Here is a 20,124-nt window from a genome sequence, read left to right as displayed (position 1 = left end):
AACCTCCTTGTATGTGATTGCCGCCATGGTTGTCTGGTCAGGGCGCTGTGGGGGCGGAGAGCCCCAGCGCCGTTTTGATGATCCGCCCGGCACAGCTGCGCAGCAGCCGGCGGTCCAGCCTGCCATCGCGGAGAGCGCACAGCAGCGCGCTGTACTCCCGCCGGCTGCCGGGCATCAACAGATCGTTGCCGGCCTGGATGCAGCCCTCGGCGGTGCAGCGGCGGCTGGACGTGGTGTCCCAGTCGGTCATAAAGATGCCGGCAAAGCCCCATTCGCAGCGGGCGATGGCTGTGCAGAGGGCGGCACTGTTTGCCGCATGGACGCCGTTTACCAGATTGTAGCTGGTCATAATGGCACTGGGCTGGGCCGACTGTACGGCGATTTGAAAACCCCGCAGATAAATTTCGCGCAGAGCCCGTTCCGAAACCAGGCTGTTGGATTCCAGCCGTTCGGTCTCCTGGTTGTTGCAGGCAAAGTGCTTGAGGGTGACGCCGCAGCCCGGGCAGGACTGGACTCCCCGGGTGATGGCGGCCGCCATCTGGCCGGACAAAAGCGGGTCTTCGGAAAAATATTCAAAATTGCGGCCGCAGAGTGGGCTGCGGTGGATGTTCATGCCGGGCGCCAGCCAGAGGCTGACCCCAAACAGAGCCATTTCGTAGCCCACGGCGGCCCCCACTTCCTGCAAAAGGCAGGTGTTCCAGGATTGGGCCAGCATGGTTCCAATGGGAAATGCAGTGCAGTACTGGTAGTGCCGGGTGCCGCCCGGGTTGTACTCGCCGCGGGCCAGAAAGCCGTTTTCAAAGCACTGTTCCAAAGGCGGGATCAGCGGCTGCCCTTTTTGGGTGAAATAGCAGCTGGCCAGCCGCAGGCCGGCGGGCCCATCCGCCAGGACCAGAGAGGGAACCCGGATGTCCCCGCCGATTTCCTGGGTTTCGCCGGCAGACCCGGGCACGCTCACCCCGGCGGACCCCAGTTGGCTTTCGTCGTCTTTGTGCCATTGGCCCACACAGAGCCGCACCAGCGAATCATCATCCAGCTGCGAGGCGATTGCAAGGGCTTTTTCGGCGTTGGGGTCGGGGTGCGGACGAGAGCGGGCGGAGCCGAGCAGCAAGCCCGGGCGGACCGGCAGGATGGGCAGCCCCTGCTGCAGGAGTTCTTTTTCCAGAGAGCGGCGCTTTTCCAGGCAGTGCTTCATTCCGGGAGAAAACCAGTCCTGCGGTGCGTCCGGCCAGCAGAGCGAAACCTGTTCCAGTACCTCCCGCTGTTCCAGCTGTATGCCGCCAATCAGGCGGCAGCTCTGCAGCGAGTTTCCCAGCCAAAGGCCATAGGTTTTGGCGTCCAGTACCCAGCCGCCCGCCTGCGGATCAAAAGAGGCGAGAGCATCGGGAGAAAATTCCAGTGCAAGTGTCTGTTTCTGCCCGGGCGCCAGCAGGCCGGTTTTGGCAAAGGCGACCAGCCGGCGGTATTCTTTTGGCTGCAGGGCGCAGGGACAGGTGGCGTAGAGCTGCATCACCTCTTTTGCGCTCCAGCGGTCCCCGGTGTTTTGCACGGTGCAGTCCAGCACAAACCGGGGCCGGTTTCCCCGTTCCAGGCGCAGGCAGCCGGCCTGGATGGAAAACTGCGTGTAGGAAAGGCCATCTCCAAATCCAAATCGAACCGGTACGTCAAAGGTGTCAAAGTAGCGGTATCCCACAAAAATCCCCTCATGGTACCGAACGGTGCGGGGGTCAGGGGAAGGCTGCTGCATACAGGGGCAGTCCTGCAGCCGCAGCGGCCAGCAGTCGGTGAGCCGCCCGCTGGGGGACACGGCGCCGCGCAGCACGTCGGCCAGGGCGTTTCCGCCTTCCATGCCGGGCTGTGAGAGCAGCAGCACGGCATGGATCCGGGGCAGCTCGTCCAAAACCGAAAGGTCCACGATGCCGCCGGTGTTCAGCACCAGAATGACAGAGGGATAAAAGCTGCACAGACTGCGCAGGTCCTGCATTTCCCATTTCGAGAGCAGATAGTCGCCGGGCTCGTTTTTGCGGTCTGCCCCTTCTCCCGAGGACCGGCTCAATACATACAGTGCAGCATCGCAGGCCGCTTTGGCAGGCGCACAGGCGGGAGCCTGAAAGGGCGTGTTGACATACGCGGCAAAAAAGTGGGGCTGCTGGCCGGTTTCCAGCTGTTCCCAGACGCGGCCCCGCCATTTGCTGCGGGCCTGGCGATAGATGGTGTCACAGTGCTGCAGCCAGGCTTCGTTGGCGATCTGAAAGCCGGCGGCGTACAGGCCGTCGCGGATGGAAACGGTTTCCCGGGCGTTTACATCTCCCGATCCGGTCCCGCCCTTCAGGGTGTGCAGAGCGCCTGTGCCGTAGAGGGCAATGCGGCAGCCGGAGGGCAGAGGAAGCGTGTGGTTTTCGTTTTTCAAAAGGATGATGCCTTCCTCCGCAGCCCGGCGGGCAAGGGCGCGGTGCACTTCTTCGTAGGGGCGGGGGGAGCAATCGGTGCAGCGGGGCAGGTGACGAACACATGGCATGGGGAATACCTCCGGGGAAAAATCAGGTGCGGCGGGCAAACTGAAGCAGGTCGATGCAGGCGCCGCCCTCCAGCCGTGAACGCTCGGCAGCAAGCGCCATGATATGGCTGTCGATGGAAACGTCCACCGAGGTGAGCGAGGCGGGGTCTTCCCGCTGGAAAAGTGCGGCCAGGGCGTCCATCATCCGGTCATCGCCGCCGCCGTGCCCGGCAAAGCGGTCGGTGAGCTTGTCCAGCTCGATGATCTGCTCGGGCTGCCCAAAGCGGCGCAGCATCACGCGGTTGCGGAGCATGTCGATCTCCAGCTCTCCCAGCGAGCCCATGGCGCGCATGGTGCGGCAGCATTCCTGGGTGAAGGCGGTCACGGTGAAGGTGGCGCAGACGCCGTTGGCAAACTGCATGTTCACACACTGGTGGTCGGCCACATCGTTGTCACAGGCGTAGACACAGCGCCCGTAGGGCCCCTTTTCCAGAGCGGCGCGGATGCTGTCCGGCGTGGGCGTTTCGCTCAGCACCGAGCAGGGCCAGCCGGCATTGCCGCCGAGAATGCCGGTCTTTTCATTTTCCATGTAGATGCGCACAGCGCTGTACGGGCAGCGGGTGGATAGGGCACAGCGGGTGCAGCGGTCGTCCGCGCCTTCGGGGGCGCTTTCAGCGCGAAAAACAGACAGGCCGCCGTTGGAGGAGAGGGATATACAGGCGCTGCCGGCAAACCAGCGCAGCAGGTCCAGGTCGTGGCAGCTTTTTGCCAGAATCATGGGGCTGGAATCCTCCTCGCGGCGCCAGTTGCCCCGCACATAGCTGTGGGCAAAATGCCAGTAGGCCACATTTTCGATCAGATCCATGTGGATGAGCCGGCCGATCTCTCCGGATTCCAGCAGCCGTTTCACAGTGGAGAAAATCTGAGTGTAGCGCAGCACATGGGCCACGGTGACGATCCGGCCGCAGCGGTGCGCCGCTTGCTGCAGTGCCAGACATTCCTGCAAAAGGGGAGAGATGGGCTTTTCGAGCAGCAGGTGATACCCTTTTTCCAGGGCGGGAAGTGCCAGCCGCACATGGTCGCGGTCCTGGGTGGCGATGACAGCCACATCCCCCAGACGGGGCTGCTGCAGGAGGGATTCCATGGTTTCGTAGCACTGGCTGTCCGAAAGGCCCAGGTCCCGCTGCACATCCCGGCGGCGGATGGGGTTGGGTTCGGCGATGGCGGTCACCTGCATTTTGTCGGGGTTGCGCTTGGCATAGGAGGCGTATACCTCATATCCCCGCACACCCAGACCGCCGATGACGATTTTGATGGGAAGATCCATTATAATACCTCTTTCTTTTTTATATGCGTTATATGCGGCAGGCGGAGATGCATTCGCCCCAGGAATAGCAGCCCCGGAATTTGCCGTCGGCGTTGGTCAGGCAGCGCAGCTTGGGGCAGGCAAGGGTTTCGATCTCGTCGATCTCTCCCTGGTGCAGGCGCTGCATTTGGACTTCGGCGGTGCGGAATCGCCCGGTCAGGCCCGCCATGCGCAGATCGATCACCTCATAGCCGAAAGGTTTGTTCACCGCTTCCCACAGCCTGCCCCAGGCGGCTCGGCAGCTCTCGCATTGCCGGGCACAGGCGTGGGCCAGGGCGGCCATTTGGGCGGCCTGGGGGCTTTGGCAGCGGGCGGCGGGAGCCTGAAGAAACCACTGGACCTTCAGCGCCAGCAAGCCGGCCAGCTGCTCGTAAAAGCGGTACATGGCCTCAAACCGCGGCTCCTGGCTGGTAAAGCCGTGGTACAGGCGCTGCAGCGATTCATACCGGCCCGAAAGGGCAAGGCCCTCGCAGTCGGCCTGAAACAGCGGCAGCAGCGGGTCCTGGTAAAGCAGAAATTTGGAGAAGTTTACGGGGTCGTCGGACACAGGGGCAAACAGGGCAGGCAGATCGAACTCGCCCAGACGGGAAAAAGCCTCGCAGGGCTCCCCCACGCAGCTTTCAAAGCGGCTGGCCAGGGCAGAGGGGCTGGTGTCGCCGGTATAGGTGAATTCGGCGTACAGCTGCAAACCGTACAGAATGGCGGGCAGCGGGCATTCGGCGCCGTTGTCGCCCCAGGCGGTGGCCAGCACGGTGGAAATGTGGTGGTCACGCGCTTCTTCCAGGCCGGGAAGGCTGGCGCTGCGCATTTTTTCCACCGCGGGCACGGGCCCCACCCAGCTCCACAGGCCGCCGGCAAACAGAACCGGTGCGCCGAACTGCTCGTGAACGTCAAACAGCTTGCGGTAGCTTGCCCGGTCCATGTGGTAGTAGTCCCAGTAAACCAGAGGAACATCCGGCAGAGCGGCGTCCAGAACGGGCTGGGGCAGCTGGTCGGGAACGTCGTAGTAGCCGCCGGTGGGCGAAGCGGCGCGCAGGTACATGTCGCTCCAGATCATCGGCGCGAAATTGTATTTTTGGGCAAGAGCCGCCACCCGGGAGAGGTGCCGGTTCATCAATTCCCAGGCGGGGACGATCCCGTTTTTGAAGCGGAAATTTCCCAGCCCCAAAGACCAGGCCTCGTCCATGCCGATGTGGATGCGCCGGGTGTGGAAACAGGCCCGCACAGCCTGGAACATCTGCTCGATGTAGGCATATACCTTTTCCTCCCCCACCATCAGGCAGTCTTCGGTGTCCCGCAGGTCGGGGTCATTCTGCGGCCAGTGCAGCGCCCGCTCCAGATGCGCCAGGGTCTGGATGCAGGGGATGAGCTCGATGCCCAGGTCCGCCGCATACCGGTCCAGTTCCCGCATCTGCTGCTGGGTGTAGCGGCCCCGCAGATAGCCAAAATAGGGCTGCTGAGGGATTTCGTAGGTGTCCTCGGTGTACAGCATGGCTACCGACATGCCCATCAGGGCCATTTTGCGCAGCATCAGCTTCACCGTGTCGGGGGTCAGCACGGCATTGCGGGAACAGTCCAGCATTGCACCCACCTCGGCAAAGGCCGGCTGCTGCTTCCAGGCGAGGGGCTGGCGGGACGGCTGTTTCAGATAGGACAAAGCGCGGAAAAACTCGGCGGGCACCCGGTATTCCACCTCCAGCGAGTTTTCTTCCAGCCGGAAGGCAAAGCGACCGGCCCGGCGCGCGGTGACCGCAATGCCGCCTTCGCCCACGGCAAAACCTTCGGATTCACACAGATGCCCCAGGCCCGCCAAGAGTTCCTCCGGCAGGCTGGAGGGGGAAAGAACAACCAGTTTCATTTGTAAAACTCCTTTAATTTGTCTTTGAGAACTCCCTGCAGCAGGCCGGCACAAATTTCGGCCACGGTCCAGCCGCTTTCAACGGCCCAGGGCCCCCAGCCCACATCGTTGGGCAGACCGCAGACCTCCATTTGCTCCGCGTCAAAGCCCCGTGCCCAGGCGCCGTCGATCCGGGGGTCCTGGCTGTGGATCTGGGCTGTGGACAAAAATGCGGCGTGCCGGCAGAACAAATCGTAAAAATAGGCATCTTCCGTGACAAAATAGGCCTGCATCAGCCCCAGGGGAACCCAGTTGTTGCTGTATAAAAGGTCACACACCGGGTCGCCGTTGCGGGCCAGCAGGGAACATTCGCCGTTTTCCTGCTTGCTGCATGCGGCGGAGTAGTCGTCGTCCCATTCCAGGTAGGCGCCGGAGGGGTGTCGCATCTTTTCCAAATCCCGGGTCACGGTGTAGAGCATCTGCCGGTATTCCTGTTTGCCGGTGGCATAGTAGAGCCAGGCAAAGGGGAGAAGAAGCCGGCAGAGCTCCTCGGTTTGGCTCTGTTCCCGGATGGTTTTGGGATAGGCCTGCAGCAGCGCCTGCATGCCGGTTTCGCCCACGGCCAGGCAGCGGGCGTCCTTTTCCAGCTTGCCGTACAGCAGTAGACAGGCCAGATAAAAGGCATTATAATGTGCGCAGGGGAAAGCTCCGTTCTGTCGGCTCAGCGCGGCAAAATCTTCCTCGGACATGTTCAGATTGTCGGTGCGGGCCGGCCGCAGGCCATCCGGCCCGGTGGTGTTCATCAAAAATTCCAGCGCCATCCGGCACTGGGGCAGATATTCCCGCCCCAGCCCGTACAGGGCTTTGAACAGGGTCACCAGCATGGCCCGGGCCATATCGTCCTGGTAGCACACCTCCCAGGCGATGTCGGTCCAGCGGAGCATGCCCTGAAAGCGGCCCGAGCGGATCTGCATTTTGTCGTAGACAAAAGCTTCCAGGTTTTGGGCCCGCTCCAGGCTGCGGGCGTCGCCGAATGCCAGAAAGTGCATCAGATAGGCCAGCGCCGCTTCGCCGCAGCAGTCAGTGCGGATGGAGGAGGCGGTTTTCTGGTGGCCGTCGGGGTAAATTTCGGTGCCCAGCCCTTCCAGCACGCCTCGTTTGCCCTCATCCACCAGAATGCCGGAACGGCTGAACCAGTCGATGCCGCTGGCGGCACAGTCGGCGGCGGAACGGGCAAAGCCGGTTTGGTACTGAGGCGGAAACTCCACCTCCTCCAGAACCGGCGCGCCGCACAGCCAGCCGATCAGCGAGCGCACCAGTCGGCTCCAGGCCGGCACCGGAGAGAATCGCGCCCGCAGAAAGTTGCACAGCCGGAAGGAGCAGACGGCGACGGCGGGGGTTTCCAGCCAGATGCCATATTGCTGGCAGTCGGTGCGCTCCTGTTGGCTGAGCGGCTGGCGGGCGTGTTCCGACAGCCCCTTTTTATACATTAAAATAGGTCTGGCCAGATTGTTGCGATAGTAGGGGGTGCAGCGCATATTGCATTGATCATCCAACAAAAGTCCATCTTCCAGGCTGGCGAATTCCGCGTCGGTGCACACCAGCCGGAGAAAGCGGGTGGAATCGGGAGATGCACAGTAGTTCTGGCAGAAACTCAGGGTGTATTCATACAGCACCCGTCTGCCGCTGTGCGAAAAATCCTCCACCACACTGCGGCATTCCGCCGGGAAAACCAGCGGTTCCTCCCGGGTGCCCCCCAGCACGCAGGCGCACTGGAAACCATCGAGGCAGTGGGGGGTGAGAGCGTTCGGGTGCAGGACTTCGACGGTAAGAGCCGGAGATTTCTGCAGCAGAGCGAGCAGGTCGCTGGGGCCGCAGGTGATGACGGCAACGGAAACAGACATAAATTTCCTCTTTCTGGTCCGGGGACCGTTTAGTGTTAGCTATATTATAAAAGCACTATTTTGCAAGTCAATAAAAATCAAAAAATGTGCAAAATGAAAAAAATGTACGCAAAAATATTGCGAAAAGGAGTGCGGAAAAGGCTGCTGCAAAAGTTGCGCCCACGCTAAAAGTATTGTTTATTGCATTTCCGAAAGGGCCGGCGTACACTGAGATTGTTCAATCAAGCACATGAAGCAGGAAAGGCTGGTGGCAAGACCGTGCGAACTCCAAACGCAAAGACGGCACCCAAGAGAATCAATTATAAATTAAAAAGTCAGATACAGCTGTACGCCATTATGTCGCCGGTGCTGATTTTGATTTTCATCTTCTGCTATGTACCCATGTATGGCCTGCTGATCTCCTTCCAGGACTGGACACCCGGCATGCCCTTTATGGATTTCACCGGGCAGACCAAGTGGGTGGGGCTGAAACATTTTTCAACATTTGTACATGACCCGTATTTCTGGCGGCTCATCAAAAACACCCTGGTGCTCAGCGCCATGAACCTGGGCATCGCGTTTTGGATCCCGATCATTTTTTCGCTGCTGATCAATGAAGTGCGGCTGGTCAAGTTCAAAAAGTTTGCCCAGACGGCAAGCTACATGCCTTACTTCATTTCCAGCGTGGTGGTGGCCGGCATGGCGCTTTCCTTTTTGAGCAGCGACGGCATCATCAACAAATTCATCATGATGATGGGCGGCGAACCCTTCCTTTTGAATATGAAGCCGCAGTATTTCCCCATCGTGTACACAGTGATCAACATTTGGCGGAACTTCGGCTGGGGCAGCATCCTCTACCTGTCTTCCATGGCTTCCATCGACCCCACTCTCTACGAGGCGGCCAGTCTGGACGGCGCCAACCGGTGGCATAAAATCTGGCATGTTACCCTGCCAGCCATCAAACCCACCATTGTGGTCATGCTGATCATGGGCGTGGGCGGTATGCTGGGCGCGGATTCGGATATGATCCTGCTGCTGTACAATCCCGCAACCTACGAATACGCCGACGTCATCGGCACCTATCTGTACCGCTATGGCCTGATGGGCGGCAACTTCAGCTACGGCACAGCGGTTGGATTTATGATCTCGCTGATCAACTTCGGCATGGTTTATCTGGCCAACATGGTCTCCCGCAAGGTTGCCGATTATTCGCTGTGGTGATCCGCTGCGGATGGAAAGGAGAAGAAATTATGACTCAGATATTGGCGCGCAAGAAACACGGCATTCCAAATGGATCGCGGCTGGTGGATGTGCTGATCGTGATCGCGGTGGCAGTCATCTGCCTGTTCACCCTGTATCCCATGTACTATGTTTTCATCATGTCCATCAGCAAGCCCCAGGATGTGCTGGCGATGAACGTATCCTTTTGGCCCACGGGATTTGAACTGCAGGCCTATAAAAAAATCTTTACCGATTCCGATATGTGGCGTGCCTACGGAAATTCCATCCTGTATACAGTGTCCACCACGGTGCTGGTGATCATCACGAGCGTGATGGGTGCCTATCCGCTGTCGGTTCCGGAACTGCGGGGCAGAAAATATGTGGTTGCCTTTGTGCTGCTGCCCATGTACTTTGGCGGCGGATTGATCCCCACCTTTCTGCTCATGAGCAAGCTCAATCTCTACAACAATATTTTCGCCATCATTGTGCCGGCGTCTTTCAATATCTGGTACATCATTCTCACCCGCACCTATTTCACGGGGCTGCCCCGGGATATACGGGAATCGGCGTTCATAGACGGCGCCAGCAATTTTACAGTTCTGCGCCGCATCTATCTGCCCCTGGCAAAGCCCATTTTGGCGGTGGTGTCCATCTACTCCATCGTGACCATGTGGAACAACTGGTTTGCGGCGCAGGTCTATCTGCCGGATAAAAACCTGCATCCGCTGCAGCTGTACCTCAAGAGGGTGCTGGTGGCCCAGACTGTAGATCTCACCAAGCTCAACTCGGCGGATATCGAAAATGCCATGAATCAAATGCTCTCCGCAACGCAGATGCAGTATGCGATGATCATTTTCACCACCCTGCCGATCATCTTTACCTATCCCTTCTTCCAGAAATATTTCATCAAAGGTGTTATGCTCGGTTCTCTGAAAGGCTAAATGAGAGAAGAGCAAAAAATAAAATCATGCACAAATAGGAGGAAAACAATGAAAAAAAGAAAAATGCTCTCCCTGTTTTTGGTGGGCTGCTTGGCTGCCGGTACTCTGGCCGGCTGCGGCGGAAAATCCAATTCTGGCGATTCCCAGAGCGGCAGCGACCAGGCTTCCAGTGATTTCAGCAAACTTAAGATCCTGGGCACCGAGGGCTGGGCTCCCTGCAACGACTGGAACGAGGTAGAGGAATACAGCGCCTATCAAATCCTGAAAAGCAAGCTGGACGATGCAAAGCTGGACATCGACTGGGAAGTGGTTGCCCCTGAGCAGTACTCGGTGATCCTGCAGACCCGGTTTGCCTCCGGCAAGGATCTGCCCGACATCGCCAAGGCCCATACCATGGACGACGCCGCCCTGATGGCTCTGGCGGAGCAGGGCCTGATCATCCCCATCAACGAGATCATCGACAAATATTCCCAGGGCCCTGCCAAGGAGGCTTTTGACAAAAAGTTCCCCACCATGCGTCCGCTCACCACTGCCGAGGACGGCAACATTTATTGGTTCTGCAATGTGTCGAGTAAGTACTACGGCGACAATACCGACCCCAACGGCAGCTTCTCCATGCTCTACCGCCGCGACTGGGCCGACAAGCTGGGGATTGCCGAACCCACCAATCTGGAAGAGTTTACCCAGATGCTGCGGGACTTCCGGGAAAAGGACGCCAATGGCAACGGCCAGCAGGATGAGATCATGTTCATCGATCCCTCCTCTTTCCGCACCAGCATCGCCCAGTGGTTTGATCTGCCCACCGATATGATCGCCCTGGATCCGGTGGAAAACAAGATGGTGAGCCCCTGGAACAGCCCCAATGTCAAGCCTTATTTTGAATACCTCAACAGCCTGGTGCAGGAAGGCATTCTGGACCCCTCTGTCGCCGGCAACTGGGAGCTGATGGCCCAGAAACGCGCCGAAAACAAGCTGGGATGCCTGTGGGACTACACCAATGCCATGTGGAACGAGCCCACCGTGGCGGAGATTGCCCCCGATGCGCTGTATGCGCCGCTGATGCCGCTGCCCGCCCTGGACGGCGTGGAGCCCGGCTCGATGTCTGAGCCCAGTTCCATGGTTTGGGAGCGCTATGTGGTCACCAAGGATTGCGAAGACCTGGAGGCCGTTGCCCGCCTGCTGGATATTGTGTATTCCGATGAGTACGCTGTGCTCACCGCCTTTGGCCAGGAAGGCGTCAACTTCACATACGAAGACGGCGTTATGACTCCCATTCCCGGTCTGACTGCGGATATGGCCCACGAGCAGCGCATCTCCGAAGGCGCCATGCTGTGGAACGGCGTTCTGCCCCGCGTGCAGGAAGTGGATATGCGCCAGCAGGTTGCCAATTGCGATGACTACAAGCGGCAGGTCACTTTGGACCTCATCGACTACGATCTGAAATATCCGGATCAGGTGAACAATTTCCTGGCTCTGCCCACCAAGGAAGAATCCGACAAGATCAATGCCCTGCTGCCCAATCTGCAAACCGCTTCCAAGGAGCTGGCCACCAAACTCACCCTGGGCCAGATCTCTGTGGACGACCTGGACAAGGAAGTGGAAAAGCTGGAAGAGCTGGGCCTGAGCGAACTGGTCGATATCTACCAGGCTCGCTATGAGCGCTACCTGGCCAATATGCCTTCCTGATGATAGAGCACGATAGATCAATGTAAATAGTCAAAGCCGTGCCGCAAAACGCGGCACGGCTATTGCACTTGAAGCTGGGCAGGTGTTTGCTGCGGAATGGATTGCAATTTGCCTATTTGTGATGTAATCTAGTAGCAAGCACGCTTGTTGGTAAAATATTGCGGCACAGAGGGAGAAAAACAGGATGCATCGTTTATACTGGCACTCAAAGGACTTTCAGCGCTATTTTTTTACATACATCGCTTTGTTTGTATGTGTTTTTCTTGTGGGGATTTCTATTTTTTCTGCCGCCATGCGGAAAGAACGTAAGGAAGCCAACGAAAAGTCCTTTTTAGCCGAGAGCCAGAAGGTGCGGGACGTCCTGGACGATATTTGGGAAGTGGGCAGCGAAGTGAGCAACGTGCTGCAAAATTCCATTTGGGTGCAGAAGTTCACTTCGGAGAGCAAGATTTTTGAAAATGAGTTCGGCCCGATGGAAAAACAGGATATTTCGGTCAATCTCACCGCTCTGTGCAGCCTCAACAGCGCTCTGCGGGATATCGCAGTGCTCTATCCGCAAAAAGATCTGGTGGTGACGTCCAGCGGGTGGTTTTCCGTTTCGGAGTACGAAAACTATTTGCAGCGAAAATTGCAGCTGCCTGCCAATCTCGTCACCGAGCATCTGCTGAATGTGCCGGGGTGCGAGGGCCCGCTCAAACCCAGCAATTTTGCTTTTCACAATGCGGACTATCTGGTCTATGTGCAGCAGCTGGATATTCTTACTCCGCCCCGGGCAATTGCCATAAGCTGCTATGACAAGGCAGCCATGCAAAAGCTGCTTCAGCAGGTATGCGGCGAACAGGTGACCCAGCTGCTCGTAAAGGACTGGAACGGCCAGCCCATCTGGCAGGTGGATTTTCAGCAGACCTCTGCACCGACCCAAACATGCAGCACCAGCAGCCAGAGCATGCTGGTAACCTATGACCTCACCTACGAGGATGCCCCCATTCCCTTTGCACAGAGCGCCTGGAACTATGTGCTGGTATTAGTGCTTGCCATGCTGGGCATTTTGGCCGCCTATGTGCTGGCCAGCATTCAGTACCGGCCTTTGGGGAACCTGATTCAAAAGATAAACAAAAAGGTCAAGGGCAAAAACGAACAGCAGGATATTGACACCCTGGCCACCTGCGTGGGCAGGCTGTACGACGACCACACCAATATGGAAAACACCATTGCGGCCTATCGGTATGCCCTGCGGGAGCAAACCAATGCGCAGCTGCTGCGCGGCTATTTCAACAGTGATCAGCAATCGGTTCCTTCCTCCTGCAATTACTGGTATGTTGTGGTGGTGTTCCGCCATCAGCCTGGCAATCCCGACAACGAAATCGAGGACACGCGGATTCACCTGGAATTTTTGCTCACCTTGAAAAAATCGCTGCAAACCATCAAATGCGGCCAGAGCCACTGCGAACTGGTGGAAAATATTGATGAGTGCACCGCTGTGATTGCAGAATTTCCCTCTCTGCCGGACGAGGACATCGCAATGGAACTGGCGCAGCCGCTGTACGATGCGCTGATCGAAGAGGATATAGAATGCAGCGTGTTTGTGGCCCGCGCCCGCAGGGGCCTGACGGGAATCAGCGCGGCGTACCAGGAAATCAAAGAGAGCATGCGGGAAAAGAAGGGAATTTGCGGCATCCAGTTTGCCAGCCCCAACATGGAGTATTACTACCCGCTGGATTGGGAAACGCAGCTGGTGCGTGCCATCCGGGAGGGCAGCGAAAAAAGAGCGCAGGCGATCCTGCAGCAGCTGTACGAGGAAAATCAGCGCCTTGGGCTGAGCTATACGCTCATCTGCCGGGTTGCCACCCTTTTGTACGAAACCATGCGGCGGATTATTTTGGAAGAAAAGCTGCCGGTGCAGATGTTTTTGAAAATGGAGGAACCGCGGCATGGCATGACGCTGGAGCAGGCGTTTGACCGCGCAAGAAACACCGTCAACACGCTCTGTGAGCAGATCATGCAGAAAAAGCAGCAGGCGGCCACCAACGTGAACCGCTCGCTGGTGAGCTATGTAAACGAGCATCTGCACGACCCCGATCTGTCGCTGAATTTGCTGAGCGACCATTTTGGCGTGTCCAATGCCAGCGTTTCCCGCATCTTCAAAAATACGGTGGGACAAAATTTCTACAACTATATCACAGAAAAGCGGATGGCAAAAGCCAAGGAACTGCTGGTGCTGAAGGGATACTGTCCCCGGGAAATTGCCACAGAAATAGGGTACGACAACGAGTATTCCTTCAAGCGTGCTTTCCAGCGCACCTACGGCATCACGCCCCGCGACTTTTTGGAAAAGGAAGGGAAAAATGCAAGGTGAATATTGCACATCCGGACAGAATACAGGCGGAATCCGGAATCTGGTATTGATTTATAATGGGTATTACGACCGGCAGCAGGGAGATTGGAGCGCACAAGAGCTGCTGCCCTATCTGCTGTATCAAAAACGAAATGCCGGTTTCGGCGAGCCCTTTTTCGATGGATTTCTCTTTTTGGGGCTTTTGTCCTGCACAGGCAACCAGCTGTTTGAGGCGGTGGACCCCGCCAAGGCGGCCACCTGGGAGGATTTTGAGTGGTATCTGAACAAAACGTTGCGGCCGCAGGGGGACCTGTGTGCGCTGCACGAGGCGGTGCTGCAGGCCAGAAAACTCAGCCGGCGGCCCCAGCTGCAGGCGCGGCTGGGGCTGACCATTCCCTTTCCCTCCCGGCAGACCTTTGGCGGACCGGAAAGCCAGAAAGCGGCCATTGACCGGTATATGGACCGCATGGCGGAGCTGTACCGCCCCTTTGAGCAGCTGGACACGCTGCGGTTGTGCGGCCTGTACTGGCTGCATGAGGATGCTTCCCAGACAGAACTGATTGACTATGCAGGCCGAAAAGCCAGAGAGCGCGGACTTGCCTTTTTGTGGATTCCCTACTACCGGGCTTTGGGGTTTGACCGCTGGCAGGCAATGGGATTTGATGCGGCCATCCTGCAGCCAAACCACTACTTTAATGGAACGCAGCCGGTGCAGATTCAAAATGCAGCGGAACTCGCCGCCCAAAACCACATGGGGCTGGAATTGGAGTTTGACGAGCGCGCTTTTGACGACGAAAATTTTTACCGGCGTTATCTGGATTATCTGAAAGGCGCACAGCGGTTTGGGTTCAGTGGATCCCAGGTGTTCAAGGGATATTACCAGGATGTGAAGGCCATATACAACGCGGCGAACAGGGGCGGCGCCCGCGGCCGTGAGCTCTATGAAAAAACTTTCGAGGTTGCAACAGGGCATAAAGGAGAGTAAAGCATGGCGGACGCAGCTGATTTTGACCGGCAGATGGCGGCGCAGAATGCCCGGGGGGAAGAAATCCTATGGCACGAAGTTCCCAACGAAAACATTCTGGTGGAAGGTTTGGGCTTTTTTGCAGAGGAAAGGCGATGGAACCGCCTCCCCCAATCTCTTTCCGGTATGCTGCAGGCCCAGCGGCCGGCGCTGATCGAATTGTCTTCTCACATGGCGGGTGCCTGCCTGCGCTTTCGGACTGACAGCCGGGCAGTGTGGGTAAAGGCGGCGGTAAACGCAGCTCCCTATATGGCGCATATGACTCCGGCGGCCCAGTGCGGGTGCGACTGCTATTTGAGGGCTTTGCCCGACATGGCCTGGCAGTTTGCAGGGCTGACAAAGTTTTCGCCGCAGGAGGACTCCTTTTGCTGCGAACTGGCGCGGGACCTTCCGCCGCACACCGAGGTGCTGGTGTATCTGCCGCTGTATATTGGCATTCGGTCGATTGCAATCGGCCTGGAAAAAGGGGCGCAGATGCAGCCGGCATTGCCCCGCAAACATCGCAGGACCATCGCCTTTTATGGCACTTCCATCACCCAGGGAGGTTGTGCCTCCCGGCCGGGTATGGCGTATCCGGCCATTTTGTCCCGGGAACTGGACCGGGAAGTGTACAATTTGGGGTTTTCGGGCAATGGCGTGGGAATGTCAGGTCTGGCTTCCTGCTTTTGCAGCCTGCCTCGGCTGGGGGCGCTGGTGGTGGACATCCAGCCCAACGCCGGCCCCCAGGGGCTGCTGGAAACCAACCTGCCAGCCTTTCTGGATGCGGTGCGCGGCTGTGCGCCGCAGCTGCCGGTTTTGGTGCTTTCGGCAAGCTGGCAGACAAAATGCGGCTGGAACAGCACCGAAGCGGAACAGTTTGCGCGGGAAGAGCGTTTTCAGCAGCAGGAGGTGGAACGCCGGAAATCCCGGGGAGATAGCTTTATCTGGTTTGCATCGGCACGGGATATGTTGGAAACGGTTGCAAAGGAAACCACCGTGGACGGCGTCCATTTGACCGATCTGGGCTTTTGGCTGCTGGCTCAAAAACTGCGGCCGCTGCTGTGCCGGATGCTGGAACAAGGACAGACAAACGAATAAAAATCATATAAGAAACACCCCGCAGGGGAAAAGCTGCCCAATGGCTTTTCTGCTGCGGGGTGCTTTTTGTAAAAAGCGGCCAAGCAAAATTTTTGCTGGCTCTGCCGGTGAAAAAAGTGTGGAAAGCAGGGCGGGCAAAGGCCCTGTTTTTCTCGTTTTACCGGCAAAAATATTGCTGCGCATTTGAAAATTTTGTTTATTGCAACGTTGAAATCCGGTTCCTATAATGGGAATCAAATGCATGTGTCCTGTCTGCGCTGCTCCTGGAAAGGAATGCGGCTGGACGATCGGAAAATTTCAAAAAGAAAAAGGAGATGCAACCATGAAAAGCAACAAGCGAATGCAGGCGCTGCTGAGTACGGCGATGTGCGCGGCGATTCTGTTTTCCAATGCCGCCGCCGTATTTGCGGCCGAAGTTCCTCCCTTGCCGCGGAAGGAAGGCGAAAACCCTCTGGCGGAACAGTCGCCGGTCAACTTGCTCCGGCAGCCAGGCGCGGCGTCCTCCTACCAATACGGCGAGGATGCTCTGTATAATATGTCCAATTTTGACCTTTTGGGCAGTGATGTCAGTTCTCTGGACCTCGATTGCCAAAAGCTCACCGACGGCGTCAAGAGCAGCGCCGGTTCCATTGATTTTGACAGCGTAGTCAATTTTTATTCCAATTCCGCTTTCAACAATGCGGAAAATGGGGCAAAGTTCTCCAATCAGAACACGGTGGATTTTGACCTTGGCCAGCCGAAAACCATTGTGGAAGTAAATGCATACAGCTCGGCCGGGCTCACCGGCCGCTACGCCGGTTCGCTGGGCCATATCGGCAAATACAGCGTCTATGTGTCGGCAGACAAAAACCAGTGGACCTGCGTTTTGGATGGGAAAAACTGCGGAGAAGACATTTCGGAGCAGACTGGCGCCTATGTGGCCCGGTATGCGGTTTCCGCGGACAAGGTGCCGGGGCACCCCGATGCCACCGGAATCTACGCGCAGTATGTGCGGATTGTGTTTGAAACAAATGCGCTGTGGGGCAATTATTCCTTCCTCACAACGGAAGAAGTGGAGATTCTGGGGCAGGATGGCAAGGCCCAGGGCGCCTTTGAGCCCGCCGGCGAACAAGAACCTCCCGCCGCTGAGAATCTGGCGCGGACCGCCTCCTACACCTACTCGCCTTCCACCGAAAAATATGTGTTGACGGCGGAGAATGACCCGGCATATTCGTCGGATGCCGACTGCAAAAAGATGAACGACGGCGTTCGGGGAGATGCCACCGGGGCGGATATGACCAATTGGACGGTCTTTGAACCCATTCCCTGGATGAATCCCGACAACGCTTCCAACTACAACAACGATCCCCTGTGCGCCATTTTTGACCTGGGCGCGCAGAAATCCATCACCGGGGTATCCACCGCTTCGCTGGTTACCCAGCAAATCAAGCAGAGTGCCAACCTTCAGATCTATGTTTCCAACGACAAGCTGGACTGGTTTGAGGTTTCCAAAAAGAACGGCTATGACCAGCAGGAGCCTGTGAACGGGGTGGTGGAACTGTCCTGGGATGCGGCTACGGACAAGGTGAAGGATCATGCCGATGCCACCGCGGTATATGCCCGGTATGTGAAGGTCGTCTTTTCTTCGGTTTCTCCCGATGCGCCCAGCCAGCAGGTGGCGTTGGACGAAATTGAAATCCTGGGCAGCAGCGACCGGATGGAGGGCGCCTATGAGCCCAAAGCCGAGGAGATAACCGGCGACACCGATCCTCATTATCCCGACAACCTGGCCTATCGGAAGTCTTATGAGGTGCTCAATGCCAGCGCGGCGGGGGACAGCTCCTACCCTGACCCCAAAAAGACCAAGCTGACCGACGGCGTGGAGGCCACTGCGGATTATCTGGATGCCCCCTGGACCGCCTATTCGGCAGGCGCCTACCGCGAGTTTGTCATTGATTTGGGCGAAATCTGCTCCGTTTCCGAAGTGGAGTTCAACAATCTCAGCAACGACGGCATTGCGGCCAAGATGCCCGGGTCGGTGGATGTTTCTTTTTCCAAGGATAATGCCAGCTGGTCCACTTTGAAAAATGCGTTTCTGATTCCCGAGCGTCCCACCGAGGTTGCCAAGGTGCTTTACAACTGGAAGGCGGCGGACGACCCCTATGTGCCCAAAGCGGACGGACAGGCCACCGCAAAGGTGGAGGCCCGGTATGTGAAACTGCACGTTCCCATGCAGAACTGGTGCTTTATCGACGAGATCCGTGTGCTGGGCGAAAAGGGCGTGACCGACGATGCTGTCAGCCTGCCCATCGACGGCGAAATCGTGAAAACCTATATGCAGAAAGGCCCTCATACCGCCGGCATCGGCAATCTGGTGCTGCTCTATAACGGCTATTATGAAGATGGCTCCGGCAACTGGACGGCGGAAAACTGCATGCCCTATCTGGTCCATGAAGATCTCAAAACCGGAGAACTCGACACAATGTTTGACGGCGTTTTGCTGCTTGCCCTTCGCACGGAAGGCGGCGAACACACCTTCCAGGGCCCCTCTTCTGCAGCCGAAGCTGCGACTGTGGACGATTTTATCTGGTATCTGGAAAAAACTCTGGGCAAAAACGGAGATGTTGCCCAGCTGAACCAGGCTGCCAAGATGGCCGGAGAAAAATTGGGCGATCCCGACTACAAGCTGAAGGTCGTTTTGAACATTCCCGGAACCAGCGAAAAGCAGGTGGATTTTGGCGCACTGCCCGGAACCACCAAGTCGCTGAGCTTCTCGCCCGACATCAACCCCGACGGCTATATGGACGACCAGGTCGCCGCTATCAACTGGTACAACCAGGAATTGCTGCGGATGTGGGATGAAGGCAGCTTTGAATATCTGGAGCTGGCCGGCATCTATCTGGTGGAAGAAGGCATCAGCAAAATGACGCCGGTTTTGCAGTCGGTTGCGGATTTTGCCCATGGCAATGATCTCAAATACTTCTGGATTCCCTATATGAATGCTCCCGGATACAGCCAGTGGAAGCGGTGGGGATTTGACGCAGTGGCCTATCAGCCCAACTATATGTTCTCGTCGGACTCCACCACCGAGCGCCTGCAGAATGCCGCGCAGGCTGCCATTGAATACGGTATGGGCATCGAGCTGGAACTGGCGGGGCTCAACGAAGCCGGTGTCATTTCTCCCGATCGTTTCAACCGGTATATGGATTATCTGGAAGCCGGTGTGGACTATGGCTTTGATGGCGACAAGGCATATAAAGCCTATTATCAGGATACTTGCGCTTTGCTTTATGCCGCAAACAGCAATACCCCCAAAGTGCGCTATATCTACGACGCCACCTATCAGTTCATCAAGGGAACCTATGAAAAGGGGTATCTCCAGTACCTCAGCGAGGAAACCATCACACTGAATGATGTTTCGGATATTGGCACTGCCCTGGAAGCGATTGCAAAGAAGCTGGAAGCAGCATCGGAACAGGAAGAAATCCAGTATTTGGAAGGCCAAAAGGCCAAGCTGGAAAAGCTGCGGGACTATATCATGGCGATTCGGGAGGATATTGCCCAGTTGGTGGCCAGCTTTGAAGGGGTGACAGCCGACAATATCACAGAAGAACAGAAGATAGAGCTGAAAGAGGTGGTTGCCCGGATTCAGAACTATCTCAGCGGCCAGAACCTCACTTCGGCCCAGCGCTCCACCCTCACTAAAAAGCTGCAGCAGCTGTATGCGCTGGATGAGTCTGCGTTCAAGCAGTATACCATCACCATTGCCAAGATGACCAATGGCAAGATTGAAGCAGATCAGCAAAAAGCAATCGAAGGAACTACGGTCACTCTCACCGTCACTCCCGATTCCAATTATAAGCTCAAGGAGGGCAGCCTGCTGGTCAACGGCAAGGCGATTTCCGGTACCAGCTTTGTGATGCCGGCGGAAAATGTGACGATTACAGCGGAATTTGTGTCCACGGTTGTTTCGCCTGTGCCCACGCCCACTCCCACCCCCACCCCGGCTCCCTCTGCGCCAAACACAGCGCCGGTTCCCAACCAGCCGGCCCCCACCCCGGCAAGCACTTCAAAGCCGTCCACCATAACGGCAATACCGCAAACGGGCGATACCTCCAATCCCACGCTGTACGTCGTGCTTCTGGTGGCATCTCTGCTCGGACTTGCAGTTGTATTTGTCTGCAAGAAAAGAAACGATAAGTAATCGGTTATAAAGACAATTACAGATTGTTTTTGGCCCGACAGCCACAAACGATGCAATTAAACAGTTTCTGTAAA

The 20,124-nt window shown here is 57.2% G+C and carries 12 protein-coding genes; 8 read left to right on the top strand and 4 right to left on the bottom strand.

Features of this window, described 5'->3' with window-relative positions:
• Positions 1 to 37: 37 nt before the first annotated feature.
• From OGM67_12040 to OGM67_12025, 4 genes are read right to left on the bottom strand one after another with little or no spacing between them, the layout of a single operon-like run.
• Entirely contained in the window at positions 38 to 2,518 is a 2,481-nt protein-coding gene (locus OGM67_12040) for a glycoside hydrolase family 3 C-terminal domain-containing protein (protein UYJ34293.1), read from the bottom strand.
• Positions 2,519 to 2,540: 22 nt separating this feature from the next.
• Positions 2,541 to 3,824, bottom strand: a complete 1,284-nt coding sequence (locus tag OGM67_12035; protein UYJ34292.1) for a Gfo/Idh/MocA family oxidoreductase — start codon at positions 3,822 to 3,824, stop codon at positions 2,541 to 2,543.
• A 28-nt stretch (positions 3,825 to 3,852) separates the two neighbouring features.
• Positions 3,853 to 5,721: a beta-N-acetylhexosaminidase gene (locus tag OGM67_12030; protein ID UYJ34291.1), complete on the bottom strand. Its 1,869-nt coding sequence runs from the start codon at positions 5,719 to 5,721 to the stop codon at positions 3,853 to 3,855.
• Positions 5,718 to 7,604 carry a hypothetical protein gene (locus OGM67_12025; GenBank protein ID UYJ34290.1) on the bottom strand — a complete coding sequence of 629 codons (1,887 nt, stop codon included), beginning with the start codon at positions 7,602 to 7,604 and terminating at the stop codon, positions 5,718 to 5,720. The genes OGM67_12030 and OGM67_12025 overlap by 4 nt, the downstream gene beginning before the upstream one ends.
• Before the next feature lie 258 nt (positions 7,605 to 7,862).
• On the opposite strand from OGM67_12025, the gene OGM67_12020 reads away from it, so the two are divergent.
• From OGM67_12020 to OGM67_11985, 8 genes are all read left to right on the top strand, one after another.
• On the top strand, positions 7,863 to 8,804 hold the full coding sequence (locus OGM67_12020) for an ABC transporter permease subunit (GenBank protein ID UYJ34289.1): 942 nt from the start codon (positions 7,863 to 7,865) through the stop codon (positions 8,802 to 8,804).
• 29 nt (positions 8,805 to 8,833) lie between these two features.
• On the top strand, positions 8,834 to 9,745 hold the full coding sequence (locus OGM67_12015) for a carbohydrate ABC transporter permease (protein ID UYJ34288.1): 912 nt from the start codon (positions 8,834 to 8,836) through the stop codon (positions 9,743 to 9,745).
• A 48-nt stretch (positions 9,746 to 9,793) separates the two neighbouring features.
• On the top strand, positions 9,794 to 11,431 hold the full coding sequence (locus tag OGM67_12010; protein UYJ34287.1) for an extracellular solute-binding protein: 1,638 nt from the start codon (positions 9,794 to 9,796) through the stop codon (positions 11,429 to 11,431).
• Between the two features lie 292 nt (positions 11,432 to 11,723).
• Positions 11,724 to 13,787, top strand: a complete 2,064-nt coding sequence (locus OGM67_12005) for an AraC family transcriptional regulator (GenBank protein ID UYJ34286.1) — start codon at positions 11,724 to 11,726, stop codon at positions 13,785 to 13,787.
• Positions 13,777 to 14,751, top strand: coding sequence for a DUF4855 domain-containing protein (locus tag OGM67_12000; protein ID UYJ34285.1), 975 nt, complete (start codon positions 13,777 to 13,779; stop codon positions 14,749 to 14,751). Before OGM67_12005 ends, OGM67_12000 begins: the two co-directional genes overlap by 11 nt.
• A 3-nt stretch (positions 14,752 to 14,754) precedes the next feature.
• On the top strand, positions 14,755 to 15,867 hold the full coding sequence (locus tag OGM67_11995) for an SGNH/GDSL hydrolase family protein (GenBank protein UYJ34284.1): 1,113 nt from the start codon (positions 14,755 to 14,757) through the stop codon (positions 15,865 to 15,867).
• A gap of 40 nt (positions 15,868 to 15,907) precedes the next feature.
• A complete protein-coding gene (locus OGM67_11990) occupies positions 15,908 to 16,054 on the top strand; it encodes a hypothetical protein (GenBank protein UYJ34283.1) in 147 nt (48 codons plus the stop codon).
• 135 nt (positions 16,055 to 16,189) lie between these two features.
• Positions 16,190 to 20,050 carry a DUF4855 domain-containing protein gene (locus tag OGM67_11985; GenBank protein UYJ34282.1) on the top strand — a complete coding sequence of 1,287 codons (3,861 nt, stop codon included), beginning with the start codon at positions 16,190 to 16,192 and terminating at the stop codon, positions 20,048 to 20,050.
• Positions 20,051 to 20,124 lie beyond the last annotated feature (74 nt).

The organism is Oscillospiraceae bacterium (genome assembly GCA_025757985.1).
In the GTDB taxonomy this organism is placed as follows: domain Bacteria; phylum Bacillota; class Clostridia; order Oscillospirales; family Ruminococcaceae; genus Gemmiger.
The sequence above is the reverse complement of the archived record's forward strand: the minus strand, read 5'-3'. Positions and strand labels throughout refer to the sequence as shown.